Raw genomic sequence first — 22916 nt, 5'->3', positions numbered from 1 at the left:
ACCATAAATAGAAAATTAGTTTGGCTTACATTCTTAATATTGAAACCGCTACAAAGAACTGCTCTGTTGCTTTAGCAAAAGAAGGAAAAATAATTTTGTGTAAAGAAATTTCCGAAGAAGGCTATTCTCATGCCGAAAGATTACATGTTTTTATTGAAGAATGTATTCAAGAAGCTGGAATTTCATTTCAGGATTTATCTGCCATTGCGGTTAGTCAGGGTCCAGGTTCGTACACAGGATTGCGTATAGGAGTTTCGGCAGCAAAAGGATTGTGTTTTGCATTAAATATTCCATTAATTGCTATTGATACATTGCAAACATTAGCTTCTCAAGCTAAAATTACTGAAGGGTTAATAGTTCCAATGCTAGATGCAAGACGAATGGAAGTATATAGCGCAGTATTTAATTCAAAGTTTGAAAAACAAAGAGAAATTTTGGCTGAAATAATTACCGAAAACTCTTTTGAGGAATATAATGAAACACTTTATTTTGTTGGTGATTGTGCTGAAAAATGCAAATCAGTTTTAACAAAAGAAAATTTTATTTTTCTAGAGGATATTAAATTTCCATCAGCAAAAGAAATGTGTATCATAAGCTACGATAAATACAAAAAAAGCGACACAGTAGATGTCGCTTATTTTGAACCTTATTATTTGAAAGACTTTATGGTTACAACTCCTAAAAAGCAATAAAAAACAGCCTTATTTTTGTAGGGTATAGGGCTGAATCGCAATTCCGGCTTCATCTAAAGCAATCTTACAATTCTCTAAAGTTTGAGAAAAAACAGTTCCGTAATTTTCCTTTTTTGCCCAAGGACGTACAGCAAACTCTATTGAACTAGCTGTTAAGTTTTTTACGAAAACTTCAGGAGCAGGATCCTTAAGCACATTTGGATTGTCTGTTAAAATTTTTTCAAGAATATCTTTGGCTTTTTTAATATCAGCATCATACGCAATTGCAAATGTCAAGTCAGCTCTACGTTGGCCTTGCATAGAGTAGTTAATAATTGTGCCATTAGATAAAGCTCCGTTTGGCATAAATACAGTTTGGTTGTTTGCAGTGAGTAGTTTAGTTACAAAAATTTGTATTTCAGATACAGTTGCAACGATTCCTTGAGCTTCAATAGTATCACCAACTTTAAAAGGTTTGAAAAGAATAATTAACATACCTCCTGCAAAATTAGAAAGCGATCCTTGAAGAGATAAACCTATAGCAAGACCCATAGCTCCTAGGATGGCTACAAATGAAGATGTTTCTATTCCTAGTTTAGAAATAAATGATACAAATAGTAATATTCGTAAAGCCCACAATAAAATATCAGCAAGAAATTTAGTCAAGGTAGGGTCTAAGTTTCTTTTTACCATTACACGGCGTATTAGTCTATTAATAACGCGAATAATATATAGCCCAACAAATAGAATAAGGAAGGCAGATATTAGTTTAGGCGAATAATCAACTAGTACTTGGATAAATTGGTTAACATAACCACTAATTTGTTCGGGATTTAGATTCATTTTTTTAGTATAAAAAAACCTTCTCAATGAGAAGGTTCGAATTAGTGAGGCAAAGATAAAAATTAATTATTTTTATTAATAAATATTGCAGTTATCTTTAACTATTTATTTAATGCTTCATCTGAAGTTTCATCGGCAATATCGGTTGCAAGTGATTTAGTTTCTTCAACAACAGTATCTGCAGTTACTGTAGCTTTTTCTTTAATTGAATCAACTACTTTTTCTAAATCATCTGAAGCTTTTTCAGTATAATCAGTAACTACATCTTTTGCTTCATGAACATGATTTTCAGCAGTATCTAATACCGGAGCGGATACTTCTTTAACTTTTTCTATTGTTTCCCCAGCTAATGATTCTGTTTTTTCAAGATAAGGAGCTGATACTTCTTTGATTTTTTCTATTGTTTCTCCTGCAAATGTTTCGGCTTTTTCAAGATAAGGAGCAGAAACTTCTTTGACTTTTTCTATTGTTTCTCCAGCTAATGACTCTGCTTTTTCAAGATAAGGAGCGGATACTTCTTTAACTTTATCTATTGTTTCTCCAGCTAATGACTCTGCTTTTTCAAGATAAGGAGCGGATACTTCTTTAACTTTATCTATTGTTTCTTCGGCAAATGACTCTGCTTTTTCAAGATATGGAGCTGATACTTCTTTGACTTTTTCTATTGATTCTCCGGCAAATGTTTCTGCTTTCTCAATATACGGCGCAGCCGCTTCTTTAGCTTGCTCAAATGTATTTTCGGCTTGGCTTGCTAATTCAGTAGCAGACTCCTTAGCAGTGCCGAATAAATTTTTAAAAAATGATGATAATCCCATAATAGTTCTTGTTAGTTAATATAGATTACAATATTAATCTTTTTTTTAAGAATTATAGTAACTGTTTAATTATAATTTATTGATAGTAAGTAATTTGTGTTTGCTGGTTTTTATTTTTAGATCAAAAAAAAGCACTTCATATGAAGCGCTTTTTTTGATTTTTTTATAAAAGTTATTTATGCATTTACAGCTTCTACTTTAATGTTGTCATCATTTAGCATGCTTTTTAGCATATTTTCTATACCGCTTTTAAGAGTAAATGTAGATGAAGGACAACCGCTGCAAGCTCCTTGTAAAATTACTTTTACAGTTTTGTCAACATCATTATAGGAATCAAAAGCAATGTTTCCACCATCTGCAGCTACAGCAGGTTTAACATATTCTTCTAATATATTGATGATTTGTTGAGATGTTGTATCTAGTTTATCAAAAGCTTCATCTTTGGTAACATCATTTTTGGTTGCTACTTCAATTAAACTTTCGTCTAAAACAGTTCCTCCATTTTCAATATATTGTTTGATGAAAGTTCTCAGTTCAAGAGTAATTTCTTGCCAGTCATTAATTTCATATTTAGTTACCGAGATATAATTTTCATCGATAAAAATCTCTTTTACATAAGGGAATTTAAATAATTCTTTCGCAAGTGGAGAAGATGCAGTCTGATCAATGTTTTTGTATTCAATAGCATTTTTTGTCAACATTCTGCTTACCACAAATTTTAGAGCAGCAGGGTTTGGAGTTGATTCACCATAAACAGTTATAGGCTGTTTCTTTGGTTTGTTTTCGTCAATAGATATGATTACGCCACCATCGTTTACAAATGTTTCGATTTGCTCCACTACAGCATCTTTTACATCATCCCATTCAACGATGTTATATCTTTCGATGGCAATAAAATTCCCCGAAATATATACTGTTTTTACGAACGGTAAATAAAATAATTTTTGGGCTAGCGGAGAGTTTTTAGCTTCATCAATATTTTTAAATTCAAAGCTCTCATTTTTAGTGATAAAGTCTGGGAATTCAAATTTTAATATGCTAGGGTTTTGCGTTTCTTTTATAGTGAGTTTTGTCATGATTTAGTAATTTTTTACAAATTTACTAAAGTTATTTTCTACTAATAGTTATATTTGATTTTTAATATAAAAATAACGTATTATTCCATCTATCTCAATACAATTTGTCATAGTATGATGCTGAAATATATTTTTAACATCTATTTTAAATAAAGCTACCTTTAATGTATTCTAAAATTAAATATTCAATTTTTTTATTATTTATATTTTTATACTCTTATTCTCAAGAAGGTATCCCGGTTTATTCAGATTATTTATCAGATAATTATTATTTGATACATCCTTCGATGGCAGGAGCGGCAAATTGTGCAAAACTTAGATTAACCGCACGTAAACAATGGTTTGGCCAGGATGATGCACCAGCACTTCAGACATTAAGCTTTAACGGTCGGGTAGGTGACAGATCAGGGGCAGGAATTATACTTTTTAATGATAAAAATGGATATCATTCTCAAAAAGGAATTAAACTTACTTACGCGTATCATATTCTTTTTTCGAGAAATGAAATCGATTTGAACCAACTTTCATTTGGTATTAACGCAGGAGTAATTCAGAATCAGTTAGATGAAACTTCTTTTGGAGAATTTGACCCGATTGTTTTTGGAAACATTCAGAGAGACTCTTATTTTAATGTAGATTTTGGTGCGTCATATAATTTTCTTAATTTTTATGCTCATGCAACGGTTCAGGGGGCAGTAGAAACAAGGCGGCAAATTTATACAGAATTTGAAAGTGATAATCTCAGAAAATATCTTTTGAGTGCAGGATATGTTTTTGGAAATAAAAGAAAACTATTGTGGGAGCCTTCGGTACTTTTTCAATTATTTGATAAAACCAAAGAGAAGCTAATCGATTTTAATATAAAGGCTTATAAGAATATGGATTTTGGAAGTGTTTGGGCTGGATTATCATACAGAAGAAGTTTTGATGGAGCACAATATTATAATGGTTCAAGTGTTTCTACTCAAAAACTACAATACATAACACCAATTTTAGGAGTTAACTATAAAAACTTCATGTTTGCTTACACCTATTCTCAAGTTACAGGAAATGTAAAATTTGATAATGGCGCATATCATCAAATTACTTTGGGGCTTAATTTATTCTGTAAGCGGGAAAAATATGATTGCGATTGTCCTGCAATAAACTAATTATAATTCATTTTAAATAAATAAACGTATGTTGATAAAATCTGTAAACGGAAAAATGCCTAACATTCCAAATGATTGCTATGTAGCTGAAAATGCAACAATTGTTGGAGATGTTTCTTTTGGAGATTCATGCAGTGTTTGGTTTAATGCTGTAATTAGGGGAGACGTAAATTTTATTAAAATAGGGAATAAAGTAAATATCCAAGATGGAGCTATTATTCATTGTACTTATCAAAAACATCCAACAATAATTGGCAATAATGTTTCTATAGGACATAATGCAATTGTGCATGGTTGTACAATTCACGATAACGTATTAATAGGAATGGGAGCTATTGTAATGGATAATTGTGTAGTCGAAAGTAATGCTATTGTTGCTGCGGGCGCTGTAGTAACTCAAAATACAGTAGTAGTTTCAGGCAGTATTTATGCAGGAGTGCCTGCTAAGAAAGTGAAAGATATCGACCAATCAGACTTTGCTGGCGAGATTGAACGTATTTCTAATAATTATGTAATGTATTCGAGTTGGTTTAAAGAAGAGGAAAAATAATACTTTTTCAGCTCTAAATATTTCTTACTCTTAATGGTTAAAAGGAAAAATAGGTACAGTCTTATAGAAGAGAATTATCATAAACTATCACTCAATTTAGCATTGGATGGAATATGGTTTGTTAAGAGAAAAATAGATTAATTACTAAAAAACTTTTTCTTCAACTTTATATTTATTTTCTAGTATGTCCGATAAAACTTTAGGATTGCCATTAGTATAAAATATAGGTTCATCTAGAGGACCATTATTAAATCCTGCTTTTTCGCGCAATATGTTTTGAGTTTGTTTAGCAACAGCTTCGCCTGAATCAATAATATGAATGTGTTCTGGTAATATTTTTTTTATCTGAGGTATTAAATATGGGTAATGACTGCATCCTAATACCAAATAATCAATATTAGCTTCGATCATTGGTCTGAGGTACGATTCGAGAAGTTGCGCCATCTCAGGAGAATTTAAATCTCCATTCTCAATTAACGGTACTAAACCATGACCTACTTGTTCAATAATTTTAGTGTCTTGGTACATTTCAGTTGCTTTATTGAAAAGCTCGCTATTTAAAGTTCCCTGAGTAGCGAGGATTCCAATAGTTTGCGTTTTTGAGTTAGTCGCAGCTGGTTTTATAGCTGGTTCAATTCCTATAATCGGTACGGTGTATTGTTCTCTTAATTCTTTAATAGCATTTGTGGTTGCTGTATTGCACGCAACAACAATTAGTTTGCAACCCATATCTAGTAAAAAATCTACATTTTTTTTACTCAAGGCTACTATTTCCTGTTTCGTTTTTTGACCATAAGGGGCATTTTTACTATCAGCTAAATAGATGGTTTTTTCGTTTGGAAGTAATTGATGAATTGCAGTCCAAATTGAAGTGCCACCAATGCCAGAATCGAAAATGCCTATAGGATTATTGTTTATCATAAAAACAAAGTTAAGTATTTTTTAGAATCAAAAAAAAGTCTTTAACGAGGATTTTTAAGTGGAATGAAATTAATTTTCATGTATAAAAAAACTGCTCGAACCATTTTATTGGTGAGCAGTTTTTTTATTTTTACTAAGACAGTTTTCTAGAAACCTAAATCTTTTTTTACATCAGCAGTAACGTTTGGACCGTCAGCTAATAAAAGAGTAGAACCATCTAAAACATATTGGTAACCTTTTGCTTTACCAACTTTTTGGATAGAAGCTCTCACTTTTTCCATTAATGGTTTTACAATGTCAGATTCTTTTTGTTGCAATTCTTTTTGAGCATTGTCTCTATAGTCTACAATTCTTTTTTGCATATCTTGAACTTCTTTTGAACGTTCTCCATTAACTGCATCTGTTACTGTAGCTGATTCAGCTTCGTATTTTTTTAATTTTGCTTGGTATTCTTCAACCATTTTCTTGTAATCTGCATCATATGTACCGCTTAGTTTTTCAAGTTGTTTTTGTGCATCTATCATTGCTGGCATTTTAGACATAATTTCGCTTACATCAACGTGAGCTACTTTAGCTTGAGCATTCATTTGGTTTGCTCCTAAAACTAGTATTGCAGCAATTAGTAAAGTTTTGATTTGTTTCATCATCATTTTAAAATATTAATTAATTATTGGTCGTATTTCCTTGTTTTTATTTGTCTTCTTTTGCTTTTTGCTCTCTCGCTTTTTTTGCAGCTTCTCTTTCCTCTAAAATTTTATTTCTTCTTTCTTCTAAAGCTTTTTTACGTTCGTCATAAAGCTTTTGTCTTTCTTCAGCTTGTTTAGCTCTTGTATCATCAGTTGCAGTTGGTTTAGCTGCTTCTGTAGTTGGAGTTGTTTTGACTGCCTCTTTAGTTGGATTAGCTACTGAAGGTGTACTTTCCTTTTTTACTGTTTCAGAAACCGTGCCATTTTTTTTAGCTTCCCTTGCGTCACGAATTGCTTTTTTGTTTTCTTCGTATATCCTTATCTTTTCTTCTTGTGCTGCTTTCCTGTCTTCTAGTATTTTATCTCTTGCAGCTTTTCTTTCGTCTAAGATTTTTTGTCTTTCTTGTAAAGCAGGACTTTCGTCAATTGCACTTTCTTTATTTTCTTTTTCTTCTTCTATGGCAAGTTGCTTTTTTGTCAACTGCTCTCTTTTATCGGTTCTGGTAATTACTCTTAAAACCTGGTCGCTAACATCATATCTTTTTGCTGCAAAAAGCATTGTTAAGTCGGATGATCTATCAAATATAAAATCATATCTTTTAGCTTCTGCTATATCCTGAACAGCAGTAAAAACCTGATCTTGTATTGGTTTTGCTAAGGCCGATTTTTGTCTAATTAAATCTCCATTAACACCAAAGCGTTGCTGCTGATAATCTAACGTTTCTTTTTCAAGAAACTTAATTTCAGTTTCTCTTTCATCAATTAACTCATTCGTTAATAATGCTTTTTCAGCTTTTAAAGCGTCTTTAAGTTTATTGATTTCTAATTTCTTAGTTTCAATTTCTTGTTTCCACTTTTCGGCTTTCTGCTCTAATTGAGTTTGAGCCTCTTTATAGTCAGGGACATTTTGTAGAATATACTCCATGTCGATGTATCCTATTTTTGTCGATTTGGTTTGTGCCTGACTTGTATTTACTACTATCAAAGCCAAAATTATAAATAAAAATTGTTTTCTCATAACATTAATTTTATTTGAAATTTTTAACCAATACGATTAAAATTGTTGTCCAATAATAAAGTGCGTGCGTAAACCGCTTGGTTTTGTTTGTCCTGGTAATGTATCGAATCCGTAACCAAAGTCAATTCCTAATAATCCAAATGCAGGCATGAATACACGTAAACCAGCTCCCACAGAACGATTTAAATCAAAAGGATTGTAGTCTTTGAAACTTGGATAAGACGAACCTGCTTCAGCAAATGTAAGTACATAAATCGAAGCTGATTGTTTCAATGTAATTGGATAACGTAATTCTAATGAGAATTTATTGTAAATCGTTGCTCCAATTTGTTCTCCGTTTTGTATTGGCGTTAATGAACCATTTTCATATCCTCTTAATGCTATTGTTTCTCTACCATCCATAGAGTAGTTTGCCATACCATCTCCTCCTAAATAAAATCTTTCAAAAGGAACTACACCTCTAGATTGGTCATATGCTCCTAAGAAACCAAATTCAGTTAGCGTTCGTAGTACTAATTTACCATAAACTTTGGTATACCAATCAGCTTTGAACTTAATTTTGTAGTATTCTAGCCAATTAAATTTCTTTTGGTCAACTTTTCCTTGATCTGTAGCGGCATTTTTGTAATCATCTGGCTCGACTCTATTTCCGTTCGCATCAATTAAATCTCCAATTTGCACCATGTTTCCATTTGCATCAGGAACATTTCCTCTATCTGTAGTGTTTCTTAATTTGTATTCTTTCTGATTACCTAAATCAGCATAATTAATTCCATTAAATAAAGAGTAAGGAGGAGTCAATTTTGCAGAAACACTAAATTCTGAACCGTATGTTGGGAATATTGGGTTTACCCCTTTATTACTTCTGGTTAGTCCAATAGTATATGCTAAGTTTCTTGAAGTTCCATTACCAAAAGTAAACAATCCTGTATTGTAATTATGTAAATCGTAGTGTTGGTAACTAACCGATTGTGATAATACGAAGTAATCATCTGGTACCGATAATCTTTTTGCTATACCAACCGATAACGTTAAGATGTTAAAGCTTTTGCTTCTGTCTACTTTTTGTGTGATGTAATTATTTAAGAACTGAGTACTGTATGATATCGATGTGCTAAATTGTACTGGTTTTTTTCCTCCAAACCAAGGCTCAGAAAACGATACACTATAGGTTTGGAAATAAGTACTTCCTTGTAATCGAAGTGCTACTTTTTGTCCATCACCCATTGGTAAAGGTTTGTAGGCATTTTTGTTAAATAAATTTCTGGCAGAGAAGTTATTAAATGAAAGACCTAAGGTTCCGATGAAACCACCACCTCCATAACCTCCCTGAAGTTCTATCTGGCTAGATCCTTTTTCTACAAGATTATACTCTATATCTACAGTTCCTGCAGCAGCATCTACATTCTTGAATTTTGGGTCAATTGCTTCTGGATCAAAGAATCCTAATTGTCCAATCTCACGAATTGTTCTTACTAATAAATCTTTACTGTATTTTTCACCAGGTTTAGTTCTTAACTCACGGTAAATTACTTTATCATTTGTTTTGTCATTACCTACAACTGATATTTTATTAAAATATGCAATTGGACCTTCGGTTACTCTAATTTCGAAATCAATAGTGTCATTTACAGTTCTTACCTCTACAGCATTAATGTTAGAGAATAAATAACCATTATTTTGGTATAAATTCGTGATATCTTCAGCATCAGGTTTTGTCTTATCGGCAATCCTTTTTTCTAGAAGTACACCATTATATGTTTCTCCTTTTTTGATACCCAAATAACGATTTAATAATTGGTCTGTATATACAGTGTTTCCTAAGAATTTGATGTCACCAAAGTAGTATTTGTTTCCTTCTTCAACATCTACTTTTATGGCTAATGTGTTTTTCTTTTTATCGTAAACAATAGTATCAGATAATATTCGAGCATCTCTATATCCTTTTTCTTTGTAGTTGGCGATAACTTTTTCTAAATCAGCTTTGTATTTGTCTTTGATGAATTTAGAAGCTTTAAAAACACGAATAGGATTCTTTTGCTTGGTGTCTTTCATTGCTTTTCGCAAAGTAGCATCTGACAATTGTTTATTGCCTTCAAATTCGATTTTACTAATTTTTACTTTATCCCCTTTATCTACACGAACTAGCATATTTACTTGGTTTGTAGAGGTGGTGTCAGCAGTAGTAGTAATGGTTACTTTGGTATTATAGTAACCTTCTTTTTTGTATTTGTTTTCGATATAATTCTTGGTAGTTGTAATTAAATTCTCGTTTACAATTTTGTTTTTTGTTAAACTGTTGTCTTTAATTAGGCCTTCAATTTTACCTTTCTTTATACCGACAAATTTTACTTCGTTTAATTTAGGTAGCTCTATAATATCTAAATCTAGATAGATGCTATCATTCTCAATTCTATTTACATAGAATGAAATTTCGTCAAAAAGTCCAAGCTTTCCCAGCTTTTTGATGGCTCCACTTATTTCTTCACCAGGAACTGTTATTTCCTGTCCTTTTTGTAAGCCAGAAAAAGTGACAACAGTTTGCTCATTGAAGCTTATTTTACCAATTACAGATACGTCAGCAAGAATATATTTTTTCCCTTGGTCAAAAGGAATTCTTTCTTGCGCTTTTATTTGTGAAAAACTACCAAAAACCAATAAGGTAAGTACTATTTTTATTCTTTTTTGTAACACTAAAAAATCATTTAATTTGTTCACTTGTTTTTCCAAATCTACGTTCTCTTTTTTGATAACTAATGATAGCCTCATATAAATCCTTTTCTTTAAAGTCTGGCCATAAGACATTAGTAAAATATAGTTCTGCATAGGCAATTTGCCACAACAAAAAATTACTTATTCTATGTTCTCCACTTGTTCGTATTAATAAATCTACATCTGGTAAATTTTGCGTGTAAAGATGCTCATTTATAATTGAATCGTCAATAGTGTCTATTGAAATTATATTATTTTTAACTTTATTACTGATGATTCTAACAGCGTTTACAAGTTCTTCTCTTGAACCGTAACTTAAAGCTAATGTGAGCGTAAGCCTTGTGTTGTTTTTTGTTTTTTCAATAACATCCAATAGCTCTTTTTGTGCGGATTTAGGTAATTTTTCTAAATTACCAATTGCATTAAGTTTTATGTTGTTTTTCTGTAATGTACCAAGTTCTTTTTTTAATGAATTTATAAGTATCTTCATTAAAGTTTCAATCTCTAATTTTGGTCTATTCCAGTTCTCAGTTGAAAAGGCGTATAATGTTAGATATTCAATTCCTATCTTGGCACAGGATTCGATGGTTTCTTTTACAGATTTTGTTCCATTCTCATGGCCAAAAGCTCGTAAGAAGCCTTGTTGTTTAGCCCAGCGCCCATTTCCATCCATTATGATGGCTAAATGTCGTGGTAAGTTCGTTTTATCTATTGTGTCTAAATTCATTTTTTTTAATATGGGCAATAGCAAGGTTTGTTTCCAAATGTATACGTTAAAGTTACTCCTGAAAAAACATACCAGTCATTATTATTTAAGTCTCCAAAACGTAATGATTTTAAATTATCATTATCTGGATTGCTGCCATCAAGATTATCTGTAAAGGTATATCGTGCGCCAACCTCTAATCCTAAAACAAAATTACTCGTTAAATTTGTTTTTACACCTAATATCATTGGAATTGCGAATGAACCTGTGTTTTTTTCTTTTTTTGTCTCGCCAGATTGAATGTATAACTCATCATATCTGAAATAACTAAGACCTGAAAACACATATGGTGTAAATTTTCTTTTCTCTTCATGTAGGTTGAAGTCAAAAAAATTAAATTCAAGACCAGCAGAAAGTTCTCTAATTGTATTGTCAAAACGATATCCTCTTAGTTTTCGACCTCCTTCTCTTGAGTCTAAATCATTTGCGGTGATTGTTGATTGTGTGTATGAAAAGCGATAGGCATGTCTAGGACTTTTATTCCATCGGTACAATACACCAAAAGCAGGCTTATCTGGTGAAATATAAGTTGTACTTCCTACATCTCCAATATAGTTACTACCTCCTAAAAAAACACCAACCTCATGTATCTGAGCGTTCATGCTTGTAAAGGAAAAGAAACATAACAATAAATTAAAAATTTTGTTCATTTAATTAAAAATTGCGTGCAAATATAATAATAATCAATACGAATCAATGCTGATTAAGTTAAAACTGTCTTTTTTTGAATTATAGACGAAATATCTCAACAATTACTGAATATTCGATACTTGCAAAACGAGAAAAACATTACAAATAGTATAAAGTACGCTTGAAAAAAGCTTAATTTCTTTTGTCTTCCCCCCAAAGTAGTTTATTACGTAAGGTTTTTAAGAAAGTTTCTCCGGGAATTTCAACCATATTTATTTTAAAATCGGTTTTCTTTATTGTTAAAATAGATTCGTTTTTTATTGAAGCTATTCTTGAATCTAATGAAACAAGATAATGATCTTCTCTTCCTGATACGCGAAGTTTAATCTCGGTATTGTCTGGTATTATAAGCGGTCTGGCTGTTAAATTATGTGGCGCAATTGGTGTAATTACTAAACTGTTTACATCTGGAGTCAATATTGGTCCACCACAGCTTAATGAGTATCCTGTTGAGCCTGTTGGTGTTGATATGATTAGTCCATCTGCCCAATATGAATTTAGGTATTCTCCGTTTAAGTAAGTGTCTACTGTTATCATCGAAGTAGTATCTTTTCGGCTTACTGTAACTTCATTCATAGCAAAATTCAGTTCTTCTATTGCCTCATTTTTTGGTTCTGTCGTTAAACTTAATAAAGTTCTTTCAGATACAGTGTATTTTTTATCAATTACAAATTGCATAAATGCCGCTATGTTCTCTTTTTGTACAGTGGCAAGAAATCCCAATCGACCGGCATTGATGCCTAAAATTGGTACACCTGAATTACGAATTAATGTTGCGGCTCTTAAAATGGTTCCATCTCCACCAATGCTTATCAGCATTTCAAAACTGCTGTCTAATTCAGTGTGAGTTGAGAAAGTTTTATATTCTTTTTCGATTATCTTTTTTTCATGGAGCATCTTCAAGAAATTGGCTTCGATAACCATTTCAACATTATTCGAGGTAAAAAAAACAAATATGTCTTTAATAATTGGGTCTGTACTATTTAGATAGTATTGTCCGTAGATAGCTACTTTCATTCTTTTTGATTAAATAATGTGTCAATTAAATAATTTGTCAATTGCATAATGTGAAAATTATCTAATTGACACATCGCCTAATTTTTTATATATTAAGGTACTTGTCTAAGTAATCAGAGCGTTCCTTTAAATTATTGATATATGTGTCTTCTTGGTGTTCGGATATAATTTCGTAATTATATCTTCGGAAGGTTTGTATAATTTCGTTCATTGCTCCTAAGCTAATTTTAATGGTTATTTGAATGCTGTCTGTATTAGCATCAGAAACGAACGCACCTAAAATTCTACCATTATTACTCTCTACAATTTGAGTAATCTCACTCATGGAATAATCCAGAAGTCCTTTTTTTACGATTATTACTCCGCCTTGTTCTTTTAAAAAGGGTGTTTCATGAAAGAATTTGATGATGTCACCTATTTCATAAAATCCAAGATAAACATTGTTTTCGTCTAAAACAGGGATTAAATTGGTGTGGTTTTTGGCAAAAACTTCCAATACATCTAGCCAAATCATATTGTTTCGAGCAAAAAAATGCTCGAGAGTATATTTGTAATCAATTACTTTTTTGTCGCTATCAAAAGTTTCAATATCATCAGAGGCTATACAACCAATGTATACTCCATCTTCCAAAACAGGAAAATGAGAGAAGCTTAGGTCAGCAAAGAAATCCTGTACCGAAGTGATGGTTTCTTGGCTGTTTATAGCTCTAAAGTCATTGGTAATGTAATTAGTAATATCTGTCATAATCCAATTAGCAATATTTGATGCAAAATAATCAAAAAATAGCAAAAACTCCTAAGTTTTACTTTGTATTTTTGTCGTAACAAATATAGTGTTACTAGAATTAATATCCATTTATATGACAAAGTTAAGTGTAAATATCAATAAAATTGCAACGTTACGTAATGCGCGTGGCGGAAATGTACCGGATTTATTAAAAGTGGCGACCGATATTCAAAAATTCGGAGGCCAAGGAATCACAATACACCCTCGTCCAGACGAACGCCATATTCGTTATCAGGATGCACGAGATTTAAAAGCAATTGTGTATACAGAATATAATATTGAAGGAAATCCACAACATAATTTTATCGATTTGGTTTTAGAATGTAAACCAGATCAGGTAACATTGGTTCCAGATGCAATTGGTGCTATTACATCTTCAGCAGGTTGGGATACTATAAAGAATCAAGCGTATTTAACAGAAGTAATACAGGAGTTTCAGCGTAACGGAATTAGGACTTCGATTTTTGTTGATCCAGTTCTTGAAATTATTGAAGGTGCTAAAAAAACAGGAACAGATAGAATAGAATTATATACAGAGGCTTTTGCGCATCAATATAGTCTAGGAAACGAAAAGGGAATTGATTCTTATACCGAAGCAGCTAAATTAGCAAATGAACTTAATTTAGGGATTAATGCTGGGCATGATTTAAGTTTGGATAATATTGAGTTTTTTAAACAAAATATTCCGGGATTATTAGAGGTTTCTATCGGTCATGCCTTAATTTCAGAAGCGCTTTATCTTGGATTAGATAATGTGATTAATATGTATTTGCGTAAACTAAAATAGTATGTTATATTCAAAAATAGAAGGGGAAGGCAAGCCGTTACTAATTCTTCATGGATTCTTAGGAATGTCTGATAATTGGAAAACGCTTGGTACTCAATTTGCGGCTGGTGGTTTTCAGGTTCATATTTTAGATTTACGTAACCACGGACGTAGTTTTCATTCCGATATATTTACTTATGAGGCAATGGTGCAAGATGTTTTCGAATATTGTCAAGCTAATAACTTGGATAAAGTCGATATCATAGGGCATTCGATGGGAGGTAAAACGGCTATGTTCTTTGCAGCAAAGCATCCTGAGAAAGTTAATAAATTAATTGTTGCCGATATCGCACCTAAATATTATAAGCAACATCATCAAGATATATTGGCTGGATTAAATGCAGTTGATTTCTCAGTAAAACCAAGTCGCAATGATGTCGAAGCTATTTTGGCAGCGTATATATCTGATTTTGGGACAAGACAATTTTTAATGAAAAATCTGTATTGGCTGGAGCCGGGACAATTAGCATTTCGATTTAATTTACCAGTTTTTAATACTAACTTAGAAGCTATAGGTAAAGAATTAGATGTCAATTTGGTTTTTAATAATCCCACATTATTTATTAGAGGAGGCGCTTCGAGATATATTTTAGATTCAGATTTTGAGAATATCAAGCAACATTTTCCAAATTCAAATATTGAGACGATTCCAAACGTTGGGCATTGGTTACATGCCGAAAATCCTAAGATGTTTTACGAACTATCCATCGATTTTTTGAAAAAATAATTACTTTGTTTAATGAAAATTTTATTACTTTTAAATAAATTTTAAAACAAAAAAATATGAAATTACTACTCAGAATATTGATTACCGCAGGCTTAGTATTACTAATTGCTCATTTTATGCCAGGCGTTCATGTAGCTAGTTTTACTATTGCTTTAATTGTTGCTGTGGTGCTAGGATTGCTTAATATTTTTATTAAGCCGCTATTAGTATTATTCACATTGCCAGTTACTTTGATTACGTTTGGACTGTTTTTGCTAGCTATTAATGCTATAATTATTTTGTTGTGTACCAAAATTGTTGGCGGGTTTACAGTTGATTCGTTTTGGACGGCACTAATATTTAGTATCGTTCTGTCTATTCTACAGTCTATTACGTATAAAATATTAGGAGAAGATAGATAAAATAATAAGGAAGGGGAGTCTTAAAAAGCACTTCTTATCAATATATTAAAAAGCTTGGTTGGGTTGCAAAAATTTTATAATTTTGCAACCCAATTTTATTATGTAAATTAAAGAAGAAGATGGATATTAAAAGAGTAGCAATAAACGCAGTAAATGAGACAATTGTATTGAACGTTGTTCATATGGATTACAAAGGTCAAGTTCAAAAAAGATTAAACGAAAAAATGCCTTTGGCAACTGTAAAAGGTTTTAGAAAAGGACAAGTTCCTAAAGACCTTGTTGAGAAACAATACGGAAAAGGAATAAAACAAGAAGAAGTTAAAAAAGTAGTTGATTTGGCTTTGGAGCGTTATGTACAATCTGAAAGATTAAATCTTCTTGGAACTCCTCTTGCTAAAGAAAATGAAAATTTTGATTGGGATGCTGAAGAATTAGTATTCGAATATGAAATTGGTTTAGTACCTAACTTCGAAATTGATCTTGAAGCTAAAAATGATATCGTAAAATATATCGTTACTGCTGATGATAAATTAATTGACGGTCAAGTAGAGCGTATCCAAAAACAATTTGGAAAAGCAATTCCTCAAGATGTAGTTGTAGCTGATTCTGATATTACAGGAACTTTTACAAATGAAGAAAAAGGAATCAACAATACTACAACAATTTCACTTTCTATCTTTAAAGATAAAAAAACTGCTGATAAATTCATCGGTAAAAAAGTTGGAGATGTTGTAACTGTAAATACTAAAGGTTTATTCGAAGATGATCACCAATTAATGGATTACTTAAAAGTAAGTCATGATGATGTTCATGGTTTAGATGTAGATGTTAACTTTACTATCGAAGCTATCAACGGAGCTGAATTAGCTGAATTAAACCAAGAATTGTTTGATAAACTTTTTGGTGAAGGTAAAGTAGCCTCATTAGAAGATTTGAAAGCAAAAATTAAAGAAGATGCAGAACTTCAATTTGCACAACAAGCAGATCAAAAATTATTAGCAGATGTTCAAGATTTCTTAATTGAGAGCACTAAATTTGAATTGCCAGCTGAATTCCTTAAAAAATGGTTGCAAACTGTAGGTGAGAAAAAATTATCTCCAGAAGAAGCAGAAGTTGAATACGCAAGATCAGAAAAAGGATTACGTTTTCAATTGATTGAAGGAAAAGCAATGGCTCAAAGTAATATCCAAATCACGTTTGAAGATTTGAAAGCATTCACAACAGGTGCAATCAAACAACAAATGGCTCAATTTGGACAAACAAACCCAACAGACGAAGAAGTTCAAGGAATTGTTGCAAGAGTGTTGTCAAACCAAGAAGAAGTAAAAAGACTTTCAGAGCAAGTTGTAGCTGAGAAGTTATTGGTATTGTTTAAAGAAAAAGCAAATCCAACAACTAAAGAAGTAACTTACGAAGAATTTATTGCAGCTTCTTACGGAGAATAATTTCTAAAAAAATAAGTATATTTGAGCGTCAAAAGAATATTTTTCTTTGACGCTCTTTTTTTAGGTTTCAAATTTAAAATAAGACATATTGGCATTGTTTATAAAGAGGTATGACCTTTGATTAAATAAAATATATAATATAGTAACGTACAACTTAGAACAAAAAAATATGAACTACGGTAAAGAATTTAAAAAATTTGCTACAAAGCACCAAGGAGTGAATGCTATGTATTACGATAAAATCGTAAGTGCAATGACTCCAACTAATATGACTCCATATATTATAGAAGAACGTCAGTTGAATATTTCACAGTTAGACGTTTTTTCAAGATTAATGATGGATAGAATTATTTTCCTTGGAACAGGTATTGATGATCAAATTGCAAATATTGTTCAGGCACAATTATTATTTTTAGAAAGTGCGGATGCATCTAAGGATATTCAGATTTATCTAAATTCTCCTGGAGGAAGTGTTTATGCAGGATTAGGAATCTATGATACAATGCAATATATTAAACCAGATGTAGCTACAATTTGTACAGGTATGGCTGCTTCTATGGGAGCTGTTTTATTATGTGCAGGAGCTGCAGGAAAACGTTCGGCTTTACCACATTCAAGAGTAATGATTCACCAGCCATCTGGAGGAGCTCAAGGAGTTGCTACTGATATGGAAATCAATTTACGCGAAATGTTGAAACTGAAAGATGAATTATATAACATCATCTCTCAGCATTCAGGACAAACTTTTGATAAAGTACATAAAGATAGCGAACGTGATTACTGGATGATTGCTGATGAAGCTAAAGAGTACGGAATGATTGATGAAGTTTTGAGAAGAGGATAAATTTTTAAGGTTTAAAGTTACAAAGGCACTAAGTTTCAAAGTGCGCTGCTTTGTGAATTTGAATAGGAGAAATTTAGGTTAAAATAAAATGAAGTTATAGGTTGCCTTAGTTTTGAGTTTCGAATGTAAGAACCTCAGGACCTTAGAACCTTTGTAACTTTGCAACTAAAAATAGATGGCAAAAGTAGTATTAGAGTGTTCGTTTTGTGGGAGAAAAAAGCCAGAGACCAATTTATTAATTGCTGGTATTAATGCACATATTTGTGATAAGTGTATCGAACAAGCACACGGAATTGTTTTAGAAGAATTAAAATCAAGTGGAAGCTCAAAATTAGTTGGTGATTTAATATTAAAGAAACCAAAAGAAATTAGAGCATTCTTAGATCAATATGTAATAGGTCAGGATCAAACTAAAAAAGTAATGTCGGTTGCGGTTTACAATCACTACAAACGTTTAATGCAACAACAGTTGGATGACGAAGTAGAGATAGAGAAAAGTAATATCATTATGGTTGGTCAAACGGGAACAGGAAAAACATTAGTAGCAAAAACCATTGCAAAAATGTTAGACGTTCCTTTGGCAATTGTTGATGCTACCGTTCTAACCGAAGCAGGATATGTTGGAGAAGACGTAGAAAGTATTTTGACACGTTTGCTTCAAGCTGCCGATTACGATGTGGCAAAAGCCGAAAGAGGAATCGTTTTTATTGATGAAATAGATAAAATTGCTCGTAAAAGCGATAATCCATCAATAACACGTGATGTTTCGGGCGAAGGAGTACAACAAGCATTATTGAAACTTTTAGAAGGAACAGTTGTAAATGTACCACCAAAAGGAGGACGTAAGCACCCAGACCAAAAATTTGTTGAGGTAAATACACAAAATATATTGTTTATAGCTGGAGGAGCTTTTGATGGAGTAGAACGTATTATTTCAAAACGTTTAAACCGTCAGGCAGTAGGTTATAGCACATCAAAAAATGTGGATAATATTGACAAAGACAATTTATTACAATACATCATTCCAAAAGATATTAAAGACTTTGGATTGATTCCAGAAATCATTGGTCGTTTACCAGTTTTAACGCATATGGATCCTTTAGATAGAGAAACATTGCGTGCAATTCTTACTCAACCTAAAAATGCATTAATCAAACAATATCAAAAGTTGTTTTTAATGGATGAGGTAGAGTTTACGATTACTGATGAAGCATTGGATTTTATTGTAGAAAAAGCATTAGAGTATAAATTAGGAGCACGTGGATTGCGTTCGTTATGTGAAGCTATCTTAACCGATGCTATGTATGATTTACCAAGCTCAGATGTTAAAATATTAGAGATTGATAAAGAGTACGCCAAAGAAACTTTGAATAAGAATTTATTGAAACGATTAGAAATTGCTTCATAAATCTTGAAATAACTTTGTCAAATTTTTAAATTTTTGTCAAAGATTTATCTTAACCTGTTCATTTATTTGAACAGGTTTTTTTTTATCTCACTCTAAACTTTTCTCTATATTCAATTGGCTTCATTCCTACCATTTTGTAGAAAACTTTTCTAAAAGATTTAGGATCATTGTAGCCTGTTTTTTCAATAATCTCGGATATAGAAAGTTGTGTTTGTTCCAGATATTTTTTAGAGCTTTCTACACGAATGTTTTGTAAATATTCTATAGGAGGAATCCCAACTACTTGCTTGAATCTTCGAGTCATATTACGATTACTAGTCGGAATGTCTTTAGTAATTTCTTCCAGTTTTTCTATTGTGCTGTATTCATTTTCTATTTTGTGTTGCAATTGAGCAACAAGAATATCATTATGTAAATGATTAGGACGAAAAGTGCTAAAATAACTTTGTTTATGACGATTTAAATCAATGGCAAAAATTTTAGCAATTTGTACAGCTACTTCATTTCCGCAATATTTCTGAACTAAAAGAATCAGTAAATGAAAAGAAGAAGTTGATCCGCCACTTGTATAAAGCGTTCCATCGGCAGTTAATGTTTCTTCGGGTTTTAAATTTACCAAAGGAAACGATTGGTTAAAAGCACTACAAGCGTCAACATGAGTTGTAGCTGATTTTTCATCTAGTAATCCGGAAGCACCAAGCAAGAAAGCGCCTGTGCAAAAACTAGCTATTTCTGCTCCAAACAAATGCTGTTTTTTTAACCAAGGAATAAAATTGCTGTTTTTTGCAATCATTCCTTTCATATCATCCGTGGTAAATGCAGGAATTAAAACCAATCCAAGTTTCTCATCGGAGGATTGGATGGAATTAACTTTATAATTAAACAATTTTTCTTGCTCCATTTGTTCAGATGATTGAAAAACGAATATCTCAAACGGTTTTTCGCCTTCAGAATGCAATTTATTAGCAGTTTCAAAAACTTCAAGAATGGCTGCAATACTCAATAATTTATAGTCATGCGGAACGATTAACCCAACTTTTTTACTCATTATTTCTCTTTTTTTAATGGAAATGACTCATACAAAAATAGCTTTTTTGTCTTAAATGACCCTAAAAATGACTTTTATTATAGTCTAAAGGCTAGGTGATTACTTTAAATTTGCTTTAAATAATTTGTAAATTTATATAAAAATGAAAACAGAAATTTTCTTAAATCTTCCAGTGAAAGATTTAAATCGCAGCATGGCTTTTTTTACAGAATTAGGTTTTACATTCAATTTAAATTTTACAGATGATAAAGCAGCTTGTTTAGAAATCGGAGAAAATATATTTGCAATGCTTTTGTTAGAAGAGTTTTTTAAAACATTCACACAAAAACAAATTTGCAATACAGCAACCACGACCGAAATCTTAATGGCGTTATCTGTTGATAGCCGAGAAAAAGTAGATGAAATAATTACAGCAGTAGTAAAAGCTGGTGGTACAGAATACATGGAAGCCAAAGATTATGGATGGATGTATCAAAAAGCTTTTTTAGATTTAGATGGGCATCATTGGGAAATATTTTTCATGGATGAAAGTCAAGCGCCAAAAAATTAAAAGTCAATTTATAAAGTATAATTTTAATCAATTGAATATGATAACAGTTCAAAGTACAGTAAAAGCTCCAATAGCAAAAGTTTGGGAAATATGGACAGCTCCAAAACACATACAAGAATGGAATAGTCCATCGCCAGAATGGCATACACCGTATGCTGAAAATGATTTAAAAACAGGAGGTAAATTTAAATCGACAATGGCAGCCAGAGACGGAAGTATGAGTTTTGATTTTGAAGGAGAATATACCTTAGTAAAAGAAAACGAAGCTATTGAATATGTAATTGGAGATGGGAGAAAAGTCGAAATTACTTTTAGAGAAACTCCAAACGGAGTAGAAGTAATAGAAAGTTTTGATCCAGAGACAGAAAATCCAGAAGAGATGCAACGTGGTGGATGGCAAGCGATTCTAGATAATTTTAAAAGTTATGTAGAGCGTAATTAATTAAGGAACTAAGGTTCAAAGAGACAAAGACTCTAAGGCTTCTCTCAAATATGAAAAAAAACGTTGTGACTTAATGCCTTTGAGGTAAATATATAAGCATAGCCTTAATTATCTTATATAACTTGTATGGTTTAAAAATAATAGCTTTAAATATCAAAAAATGGCAAAACAAATATGGCTCAATCTGCCAGTAAAAGATGTAGCAAAATCGAAAGCCTTTTTCTCGAAAATAGGTTTTTCATTCAATGAAGAGCATGATACGCCAAAATCAACTTGTATGCTTGTTGGTGAAGGTAAATTTGTAATAATGCTTTTTGAAGAAAAAATGTTTGAAGATATTTCTCAAAATAAACTTACAGATACAAAAACAAGTTCAGAAATACTAATATCTATAGATGCTGAAAGTAAAGAAGAAGTAGATACAATTGCTAAAAAAGTTCAGGAAGCAGGAGGGAATGTTTTTGCAGCTCCAAGCTTGAATCAAGGTTGGATGTACGGTTGTGGTTTTGCAGATCTAGATGGACATCGTTGGAATTCTTTATTCATGGATTTTAGTAAATTATCATAAAAAAATTAGATTATGGAAACATTAGAATTTAAGATAAAGATTAAAGCTCCTAGAGAAAAAGTCTGGGGTATTTTATGGAACGATGAAACTTATCGAAAATGGACAAGTGTTTTCTGTGAAGGTACTTATGCGATAAGTAATTGGAATGAAGGAGATAAAATTCATTTTTTAGACCCAAATGGAGAAGGGATGAATAGCATTATCGAAAAGAAAATACTAAACGAATATATGGCATTTAAGCATATAAGCGGATTAAAAGATTTTAAAGAAATGCCAATCGATGAAGAAACAAAAAAATGGACTGGCGCATTGGAAACCTATCGATTGATTCAAGAGAATGATTATACTATTCTTGAAGCTAAAGTTGATACGCTCGAAAAATATATCGATTATTTTAAAGAAGCTTTTCCGAAAGGATTAGAAAAGGTAAAAGAATTATCAGAAGCAAAATAATAAAAACACTAATAATTAAAATAAAACATCATGGCAGCAGTAAATCCCTATTTAATTTTTAATGGAAATTGCGAAGAAGCATTTCTATTTTACAAATCAGTTTTTGGAGGCGAATTTGCATACATTGGAAAATTCAAAGATATGCCTGCACACGAAAATTGTTCACAAGTATCAAGCGATAGCGAAGAAGCAGAAAGAATTATGCATGTTAGTTTACCAATTGGTCAAACCATTTTAATGGGAAGTGATAGTACCGAACAATCTGGTGCTGTAACTTTTGGAGGGAATTTTTCGGTTTCAATTAATGTCGAAAGTGCAAAAGAAGGCGATAGAATTTTTAATGGACTCTCAGCAGGAGGAAATCCATTTATGCCAATGGGTAAAACCTTTTGGGGCGCTTATTTCGGAATGTTTACCGATAAGTTTGGAGTAAACTGGATGGTGAATTTTGATGAAAATATGCCAAGCAGCTAATTAAATAACTATTGTTAAGTAATTAAT

26 protein-coding genes are annotated in these 22916 nt (G+C 31.8%); 14 read left to right on the top strand and 12 right to left on the bottom strand.

What is annotated here, in order from left to right; genetic code table 11:
* Nucleotides 1-20: 20 nt before the first annotated feature.
* Nucleotides 21-692: a tRNA (adenosine(37)-N6)-threonylcarbamoyltransferase complex dimerization subunit type 1 TsaB gene (gene tsaB / locus OIU80_RS10545; protein WP_264286963.1), complete on the top strand. Its 672-nt coding sequence runs from the start codon at nucleotides 21-23 to the stop codon at nucleotides 690-692.
* A gap of 9 nt (nucleotides 693-701) precedes the next feature.
* Here tsaB and OIU80_RS10540 read toward each other — a convergent pair whose 3' ends face one another.
* The 3 genes from OIU80_RS10540 to OIU80_RS10530 all read right to left on the bottom strand — a co-directional run bounded on the left by OIU80_RS10540 (nucleotide 702) and on the right by OIU80_RS10530 (nucleotide 3405).
* Nucleotides 702-1514 (bottom strand): mechanosensitive ion channel family protein, encoded by an 813-nt coding sequence (locus OIU80_RS10540; protein WP_264286962.1) that lies wholly within the window; start codon nucleotides 1512-1514, stop codon nucleotides 702-704.
* 101 nt (nucleotides 1515-1615) lie between these two features.
* Nucleotides 1616-2329, bottom strand: a complete 714-nt coding sequence (locus OIU80_RS10535) for an apolipoprotein A1/A4/E family protein (RefSeq protein ID WP_264286961.1) — start codon at nucleotides 2327-2329, stop codon at nucleotides 1616-1618.
* Between the two features lie 176 nt (nucleotides 2330-2505).
* Nucleotides 2506-3405 (bottom strand): NifU family protein, encoded by a 900-nt coding sequence (locus OIU80_RS10530; protein WP_264286960.1) that lies wholly within the window; start codon nucleotides 3403-3405, stop codon nucleotides 2506-2508.
* Between the two features lie 164 nt (nucleotides 3406-3569).
* Here OIU80_RS10530 and OIU80_RS10525 point away from each other — a divergent pair, with 164 nt between their 5' ends.
* Nucleotides 3570-4556, top strand: coding sequence for a PorP/SprF family type IX secretion system membrane protein (locus OIU80_RS10525; RefSeq protein ID WP_264286959.1), 987 nt, complete (start codon nucleotides 3570-3572; stop codon nucleotides 4554-4556).
* A 28-nt stretch (nucleotides 4557-4584) separates the two neighbouring features.
* Nucleotides 4585-5106: a gamma carbonic anhydrase family protein gene (locus OIU80_RS10520; protein ID WP_264286958.1), complete on the top strand. Its 522-nt coding sequence runs from the start codon at nucleotides 4585-4587 to the stop codon at nucleotides 5104-5106.
* 144 nt (nucleotides 5107-5250) lie between these two features.
* On the opposite strand, the gene murI is transcribed toward OIU80_RS10520, so the two are convergent.
* From murI to OIU80_RS10480, 8 genes are all read right to left on the bottom strand, one after another.
* Nucleotides 5251-6027, bottom strand: a complete 777-nt coding sequence (gene murI / locus OIU80_RS10515) for a glutamate racemase (RefSeq protein ID WP_264286957.1) — start codon at nucleotides 6025-6027, stop codon at nucleotides 5251-5253.
* Nucleotides 6028-6173: 146 nt separating this feature from the next.
* Entirely contained in the window at nucleotides 6174-6671 is a 498-nt protein-coding gene (locus OIU80_RS10510) for an OmpH family outer membrane protein (protein ID WP_229991342.1), read from the bottom strand.
* Between the two features lie 46 nt (nucleotides 6672-6717).
* Nucleotides 6718-7731 carry an OmpH family outer membrane protein gene (locus tag OIU80_RS10505; RefSeq protein ID WP_264286956.1) on the bottom strand — a complete coding sequence of 338 codons (1014 nt, stop codon included), beginning with the start codon at nucleotides 7729-7731 and terminating at the stop codon, nucleotides 6718-6720.
* 36 nt (nucleotides 7732-7767) lie between these two features.
* On the bottom strand, nucleotides 7768-10500 hold the full coding sequence (locus OIU80_RS10500; RefSeq protein ID WP_264286955.1) for a BamA/OMP85 family outer membrane protein: 2733 nt from the start codon (nucleotides 10498-10500) through the stop codon (nucleotides 7768-7770).
* A complete protein-coding gene (locus OIU80_RS10495) occupies nucleotides 10433-11170 on the bottom strand; it encodes an isoprenyl transferase (protein ID WP_229989966.1) in 738 nt (245 codons plus the stop codon). Before OIU80_RS10495 ends, OIU80_RS10500 begins: the two co-directional genes overlap by 68 nt.
* A gap of 5 nt (nucleotides 11171-11175) precedes the next feature.
* On the bottom strand, nucleotides 11176-11859 hold the full coding sequence (gene porG / locus OIU80_RS10490) for a type IX secretion system protein PorG (RefSeq protein WP_264286954.1): 684 nt from the start codon (nucleotides 11857-11859) through the stop codon (nucleotides 11176-11178).
* A 172-nt stretch (nucleotides 11860-12031) separates the two neighbouring features.
* Complete coding sequence (locus OIU80_RS10485) at nucleotides 12032-12916, bottom strand: NAD kinase (RefSeq protein ID WP_264286953.1); 885 nt, start codon at nucleotides 12914-12916, stop codon at nucleotides 12032-12034.
* An 85-nt stretch (nucleotides 12917-13001) separates the two neighbouring features.
* Nucleotides 13002-13661, bottom strand: a complete 660-nt coding sequence (locus OIU80_RS10480) for a CBS domain-containing protein (RefSeq protein ID WP_264286952.1) — start codon at nucleotides 13659-13661, stop codon at nucleotides 13002-13004.
* A 115-nt stretch (nucleotides 13662-13776) separates the two neighbouring features.
* Between OIU80_RS10480 and OIU80_RS10475 the strand changes: the two genes are divergently transcribed.
* The 6 genes from OIU80_RS10475 to clpX all read left to right on the top strand — a co-directional run bounded on the left by OIU80_RS10475 (nucleotide 13777) and on the right by clpX (nucleotide 19354).
* Nucleotides 13777-14490, top strand: a complete 714-nt coding sequence (locus OIU80_RS10475; protein ID WP_264286951.1) for a pyridoxine 5'-phosphate synthase — start codon at nucleotides 13777-13779, stop codon at nucleotides 14488-14490.
* A gap of 1 nt (nucleotide 14491) precedes the next feature.
* Complete coding sequence (locus OIU80_RS10470) at nucleotides 14492-15256, top strand: alpha/beta fold hydrolase (RefSeq protein ID WP_264286950.1); 765 nt, start codon at nucleotides 14492-14494, stop codon at nucleotides 15254-15256.
* A 56-nt stretch (nucleotides 15257-15312) separates the two neighbouring features.
* A complete protein-coding gene (locus OIU80_RS10465) occupies nucleotides 15313-15657 on the top strand; it encodes a phage holin family protein (RefSeq protein ID WP_264286949.1) in 345 nt (114 codons plus the stop codon).
* A gap of 119 nt (nucleotides 15658-15776) precedes the next feature.
* Nucleotides 15777-17102, top strand: a complete 1326-nt coding sequence (locus OIU80_RS10460) for a trigger factor (protein WP_264286948.1) — start codon at nucleotides 15777-15779, stop codon at nucleotides 17100-17102.
* 169 nt (nucleotides 17103-17271) lie between these two features.
* Nucleotides 17272-17946 carry an ATP-dependent Clp endopeptidase proteolytic subunit ClpP gene (clpP, locus tag OIU80_RS10455; RefSeq protein ID WP_035617906.1) on the top strand — a complete coding sequence of 225 codons (675 nt, stop codon included), beginning with the start codon at nucleotides 17272-17274 and terminating at the stop codon, nucleotides 17944-17946.
* Between the two features lie 175 nt (nucleotides 17947-18121).
* Nucleotides 18122-19354: an ATP-dependent Clp protease ATP-binding subunit ClpX gene (clpX, locus tag OIU80_RS10450; protein ID WP_264286947.1), complete on the top strand. Its 1233-nt coding sequence runs from the start codon at nucleotides 18122-18124 to the stop codon at nucleotides 19352-19354.
* An 82-nt stretch (nucleotides 19355-19436) separates the two neighbouring features.
* Here the strand turns inward: clpX and OIU80_RS10445 are convergent, their stop codons facing one another.
* Complete coding sequence (locus OIU80_RS10445; RefSeq protein WP_264286946.1) at nucleotides 19437-20402, bottom strand: GlxA family transcriptional regulator; 966 nt, start codon at nucleotides 20400-20402, stop codon at nucleotides 19437-19439.
* A gap of 142 nt (nucleotides 20403-20544) precedes the next feature.
* On the opposite strand from OIU80_RS10445, the gene OIU80_RS10440 reads away from it, so the two are divergent.
* From OIU80_RS10440 to OIU80_RS10420, 5 genes are all read left to right on the top strand, one after another.
* Nucleotides 20545-20952 (top strand): VOC family protein, encoded by a 408-nt coding sequence (locus tag OIU80_RS10440; protein ID WP_264286945.1) that lies wholly within the window; start codon nucleotides 20545-20547, stop codon nucleotides 20950-20952.
* A gap of 37 nt (nucleotides 20953-20989) precedes the next feature.
* Complete coding sequence (locus OIU80_RS10435; RefSeq protein ID WP_264286944.1) at nucleotides 20990-21394, top strand: SRPBCC family protein; 405 nt, start codon at nucleotides 20990-20992, stop codon at nucleotides 21392-21394.
* Between the two features lie 160 nt (nucleotides 21395-21554).
* Complete coding sequence (locus OIU80_RS10430; RefSeq protein ID WP_264286943.1) at nucleotides 21555-21962, top strand: VOC family protein; 408 nt, start codon at nucleotides 21555-21557, stop codon at nucleotides 21960-21962.
* A gap of 12 nt (nucleotides 21963-21974) precedes the next feature.
* Nucleotides 21975-22415: an SRPBCC family protein gene (locus OIU80_RS10425; protein WP_264286942.1), complete on the top strand. Its 441-nt coding sequence runs from the start codon at nucleotides 21975-21977 to the stop codon at nucleotides 22413-22415.
* 30 nt (nucleotides 22416-22445) lie between these two features.
* Nucleotides 22446-22889, top strand: coding sequence for a VOC family protein (locus OIU80_RS10420; protein ID WP_264286941.1), 444 nt, complete (start codon nucleotides 22446-22448; stop codon nucleotides 22887-22889).
* Nucleotides 22890-22916: the final 27 nt, after the last annotated feature.

The sequence above is a fragment of the Flavobacterium frigoritolerans genome, assembly GCF_025847275.1.
GTDB lineage: Bacteria > Bacteroidota > Bacteroidia > Flavobacteriales > Flavobacteriaceae > Flavobacterium > Flavobacterium frigoritolerans.
The sequence above is the reverse complement of the archived record's forward strand: the minus strand, read 5'-3'. Positions and strand labels throughout refer to the sequence as shown.

Excerpts from the sequence above, each read along its gene's own strand:
- OIU80_RS10520 (WP_264286958.1), top strand. The coding sequence starts at position 4,585 with ATGTTGATAAAATCTGTAAACGGAAAAATGCCTAACATTCCAAATGAT.
- OIU80_RS10485 (WP_264286953.1), bottom strand. The coding sequence starts at position 12,916 with ATGAAAGTAGCTATCTACGGACAATACTATCTAAATAGTACAGACCCA.
- OIU80_RS10440 (WP_264286945.1), top strand. The coding sequence starts at position 20,545 with ATGAAAACAGAAATTTTCTTAAATCTTCCAGTGAAAGATTTAAATCGC.
- OIU80_RS10475 (WP_264286951.1), top strand. The coding sequence starts at position 13,777 with ATGACAAAGTTAAGTGTAAATATCAATAAAATTGCAACGTTACGTAAT.
- clpX (WP_264286947.1), top strand. The coding sequence starts at position 18,122 with ATGGCAAAAGTAGTATTAGAGTGTTCGTTTTGTGGGAGAAAAAAGCCA.
- murI (WP_264286957.1), bottom strand. The coding sequence starts at position 6,027 with ATGATAAACAATAATCCTATAGGCATTTTCGATTCTGGCATTGGTGGC.
- OIU80_RS10505 (WP_264286956.1), bottom strand. The coding sequence starts at position 7,731 with ATGAGAAAACAATTTTTATTTATAATTTTGGCTTTGATAGTAGTAAAT.
- OIU80_RS10525 (WP_264286959.1), top strand. The coding sequence starts at position 3,570 with ATGTATTCTAAAATTAAATATTCAATTTTTTTATTATTTATATTTTTA.
- OIU80_RS10530 (WP_264286960.1), bottom strand. The coding sequence starts at position 3,405 with ATGACAAAACTCACTATAAAAGAAACGCAAAACCCTAGCATATTAAAA.
- OIU80_RS10495 (WP_229989966.1), bottom strand. The coding sequence starts at position 11,170 with ATGAATTTAGACACAATAGATAAAACGAACTTACCACGACATTTAGCC.
- OIU80_RS10470 (WP_264286950.1), top strand. The coding sequence starts at position 14,492 with ATGTTATATTCAAAAATAGAAGGGGAAGGCAAGCCGTTACTAATTCTT.
- clpP (WP_035617906.1), top strand. The coding sequence starts at position 17,272 with ATGAACTACGGTAAAGAATTTAAAAAATTTGCTACAAAGCACCAAGGA.
- OIU80_RS10445 (WP_264286946.1), bottom strand. The coding sequence starts at position 20,402 with ATGAGTAAAAAAGTTGGGTTAATCGTTCCGCATGACTATAAATTATTG.
- OIU80_RS10535 (WP_264286961.1), bottom strand. The coding sequence starts at position 2,329 with ATGGGATTATCATCATTTTTTAAAAATTTATTCGGCACTGCTAAGGAG.
- OIU80_RS10435 (WP_264286944.1), top strand. The coding sequence starts at position 20,990 with ATGATAACAGTTCAAAGTACAGTAAAAGCTCCAATAGCAAAAGTTTGG.
- OIU80_RS10510 (WP_229991342.1), bottom strand. The coding sequence starts at position 6,671 with ATGAAACAAATCAAAACTTTACTAATTGCTGCAATACTAGTTTTAGGA.
- OIU80_RS10465 (WP_264286949.1), top strand. The coding sequence starts at position 15,313 with ATGAAATTACTACTCAGAATATTGATTACCGCAGGCTTAGTATTACTA.
- OIU80_RS10540 (WP_264286962.1), bottom strand. The coding sequence starts at position 1,514 with ATGAATCTAAATCCCGAACAAATTAGTGGTTATGTTAACCAATTTATC.
- OIU80_RS10425 (WP_264286942.1), top strand. The coding sequence starts at position 21,975 with ATGGAAACATTAGAATTTAAGATAAAGATTAAAGCTCCTAGAGAAAAA.
- OIU80_RS10460 (WP_264286948.1), top strand. The coding sequence starts at position 15,777 with ATGGATATTAAAAGAGTAGCAATAAACGCAGTAAATGAGACAATTGTA.
- OIU80_RS10430 (WP_264286943.1), top strand. The coding sequence starts at position 21,555 with ATGGCAAAACAAATATGGCTCAATCTGCCAGTAAAAGATGTAGCAAAA.
- OIU80_RS10420 (WP_264286941.1), top strand. The coding sequence starts at position 22,446 with ATGGCAGCAGTAAATCCCTATTTAATTTTTAATGGAAATTGCGAAGAA.
- porG (WP_264286954.1), bottom strand. The coding sequence starts at position 11,859 with ATGAACAAAATTTTTAATTTATTGTTATGTTTCTTTTCCTTTACAAGC.
- OIU80_RS10480 (WP_264286952.1), bottom strand. The coding sequence starts at position 13,661 with ATGACAGATATTACTAATTACATTACCAATGACTTTAGAGCTATAAAC.
- OIU80_RS10500 (WP_264286955.1), bottom strand. The coding sequence starts at position 10,500 with ATGAGGCTATCATTAGTTATCAAAAAAGAGAACGTAGATTTGGAAAAA.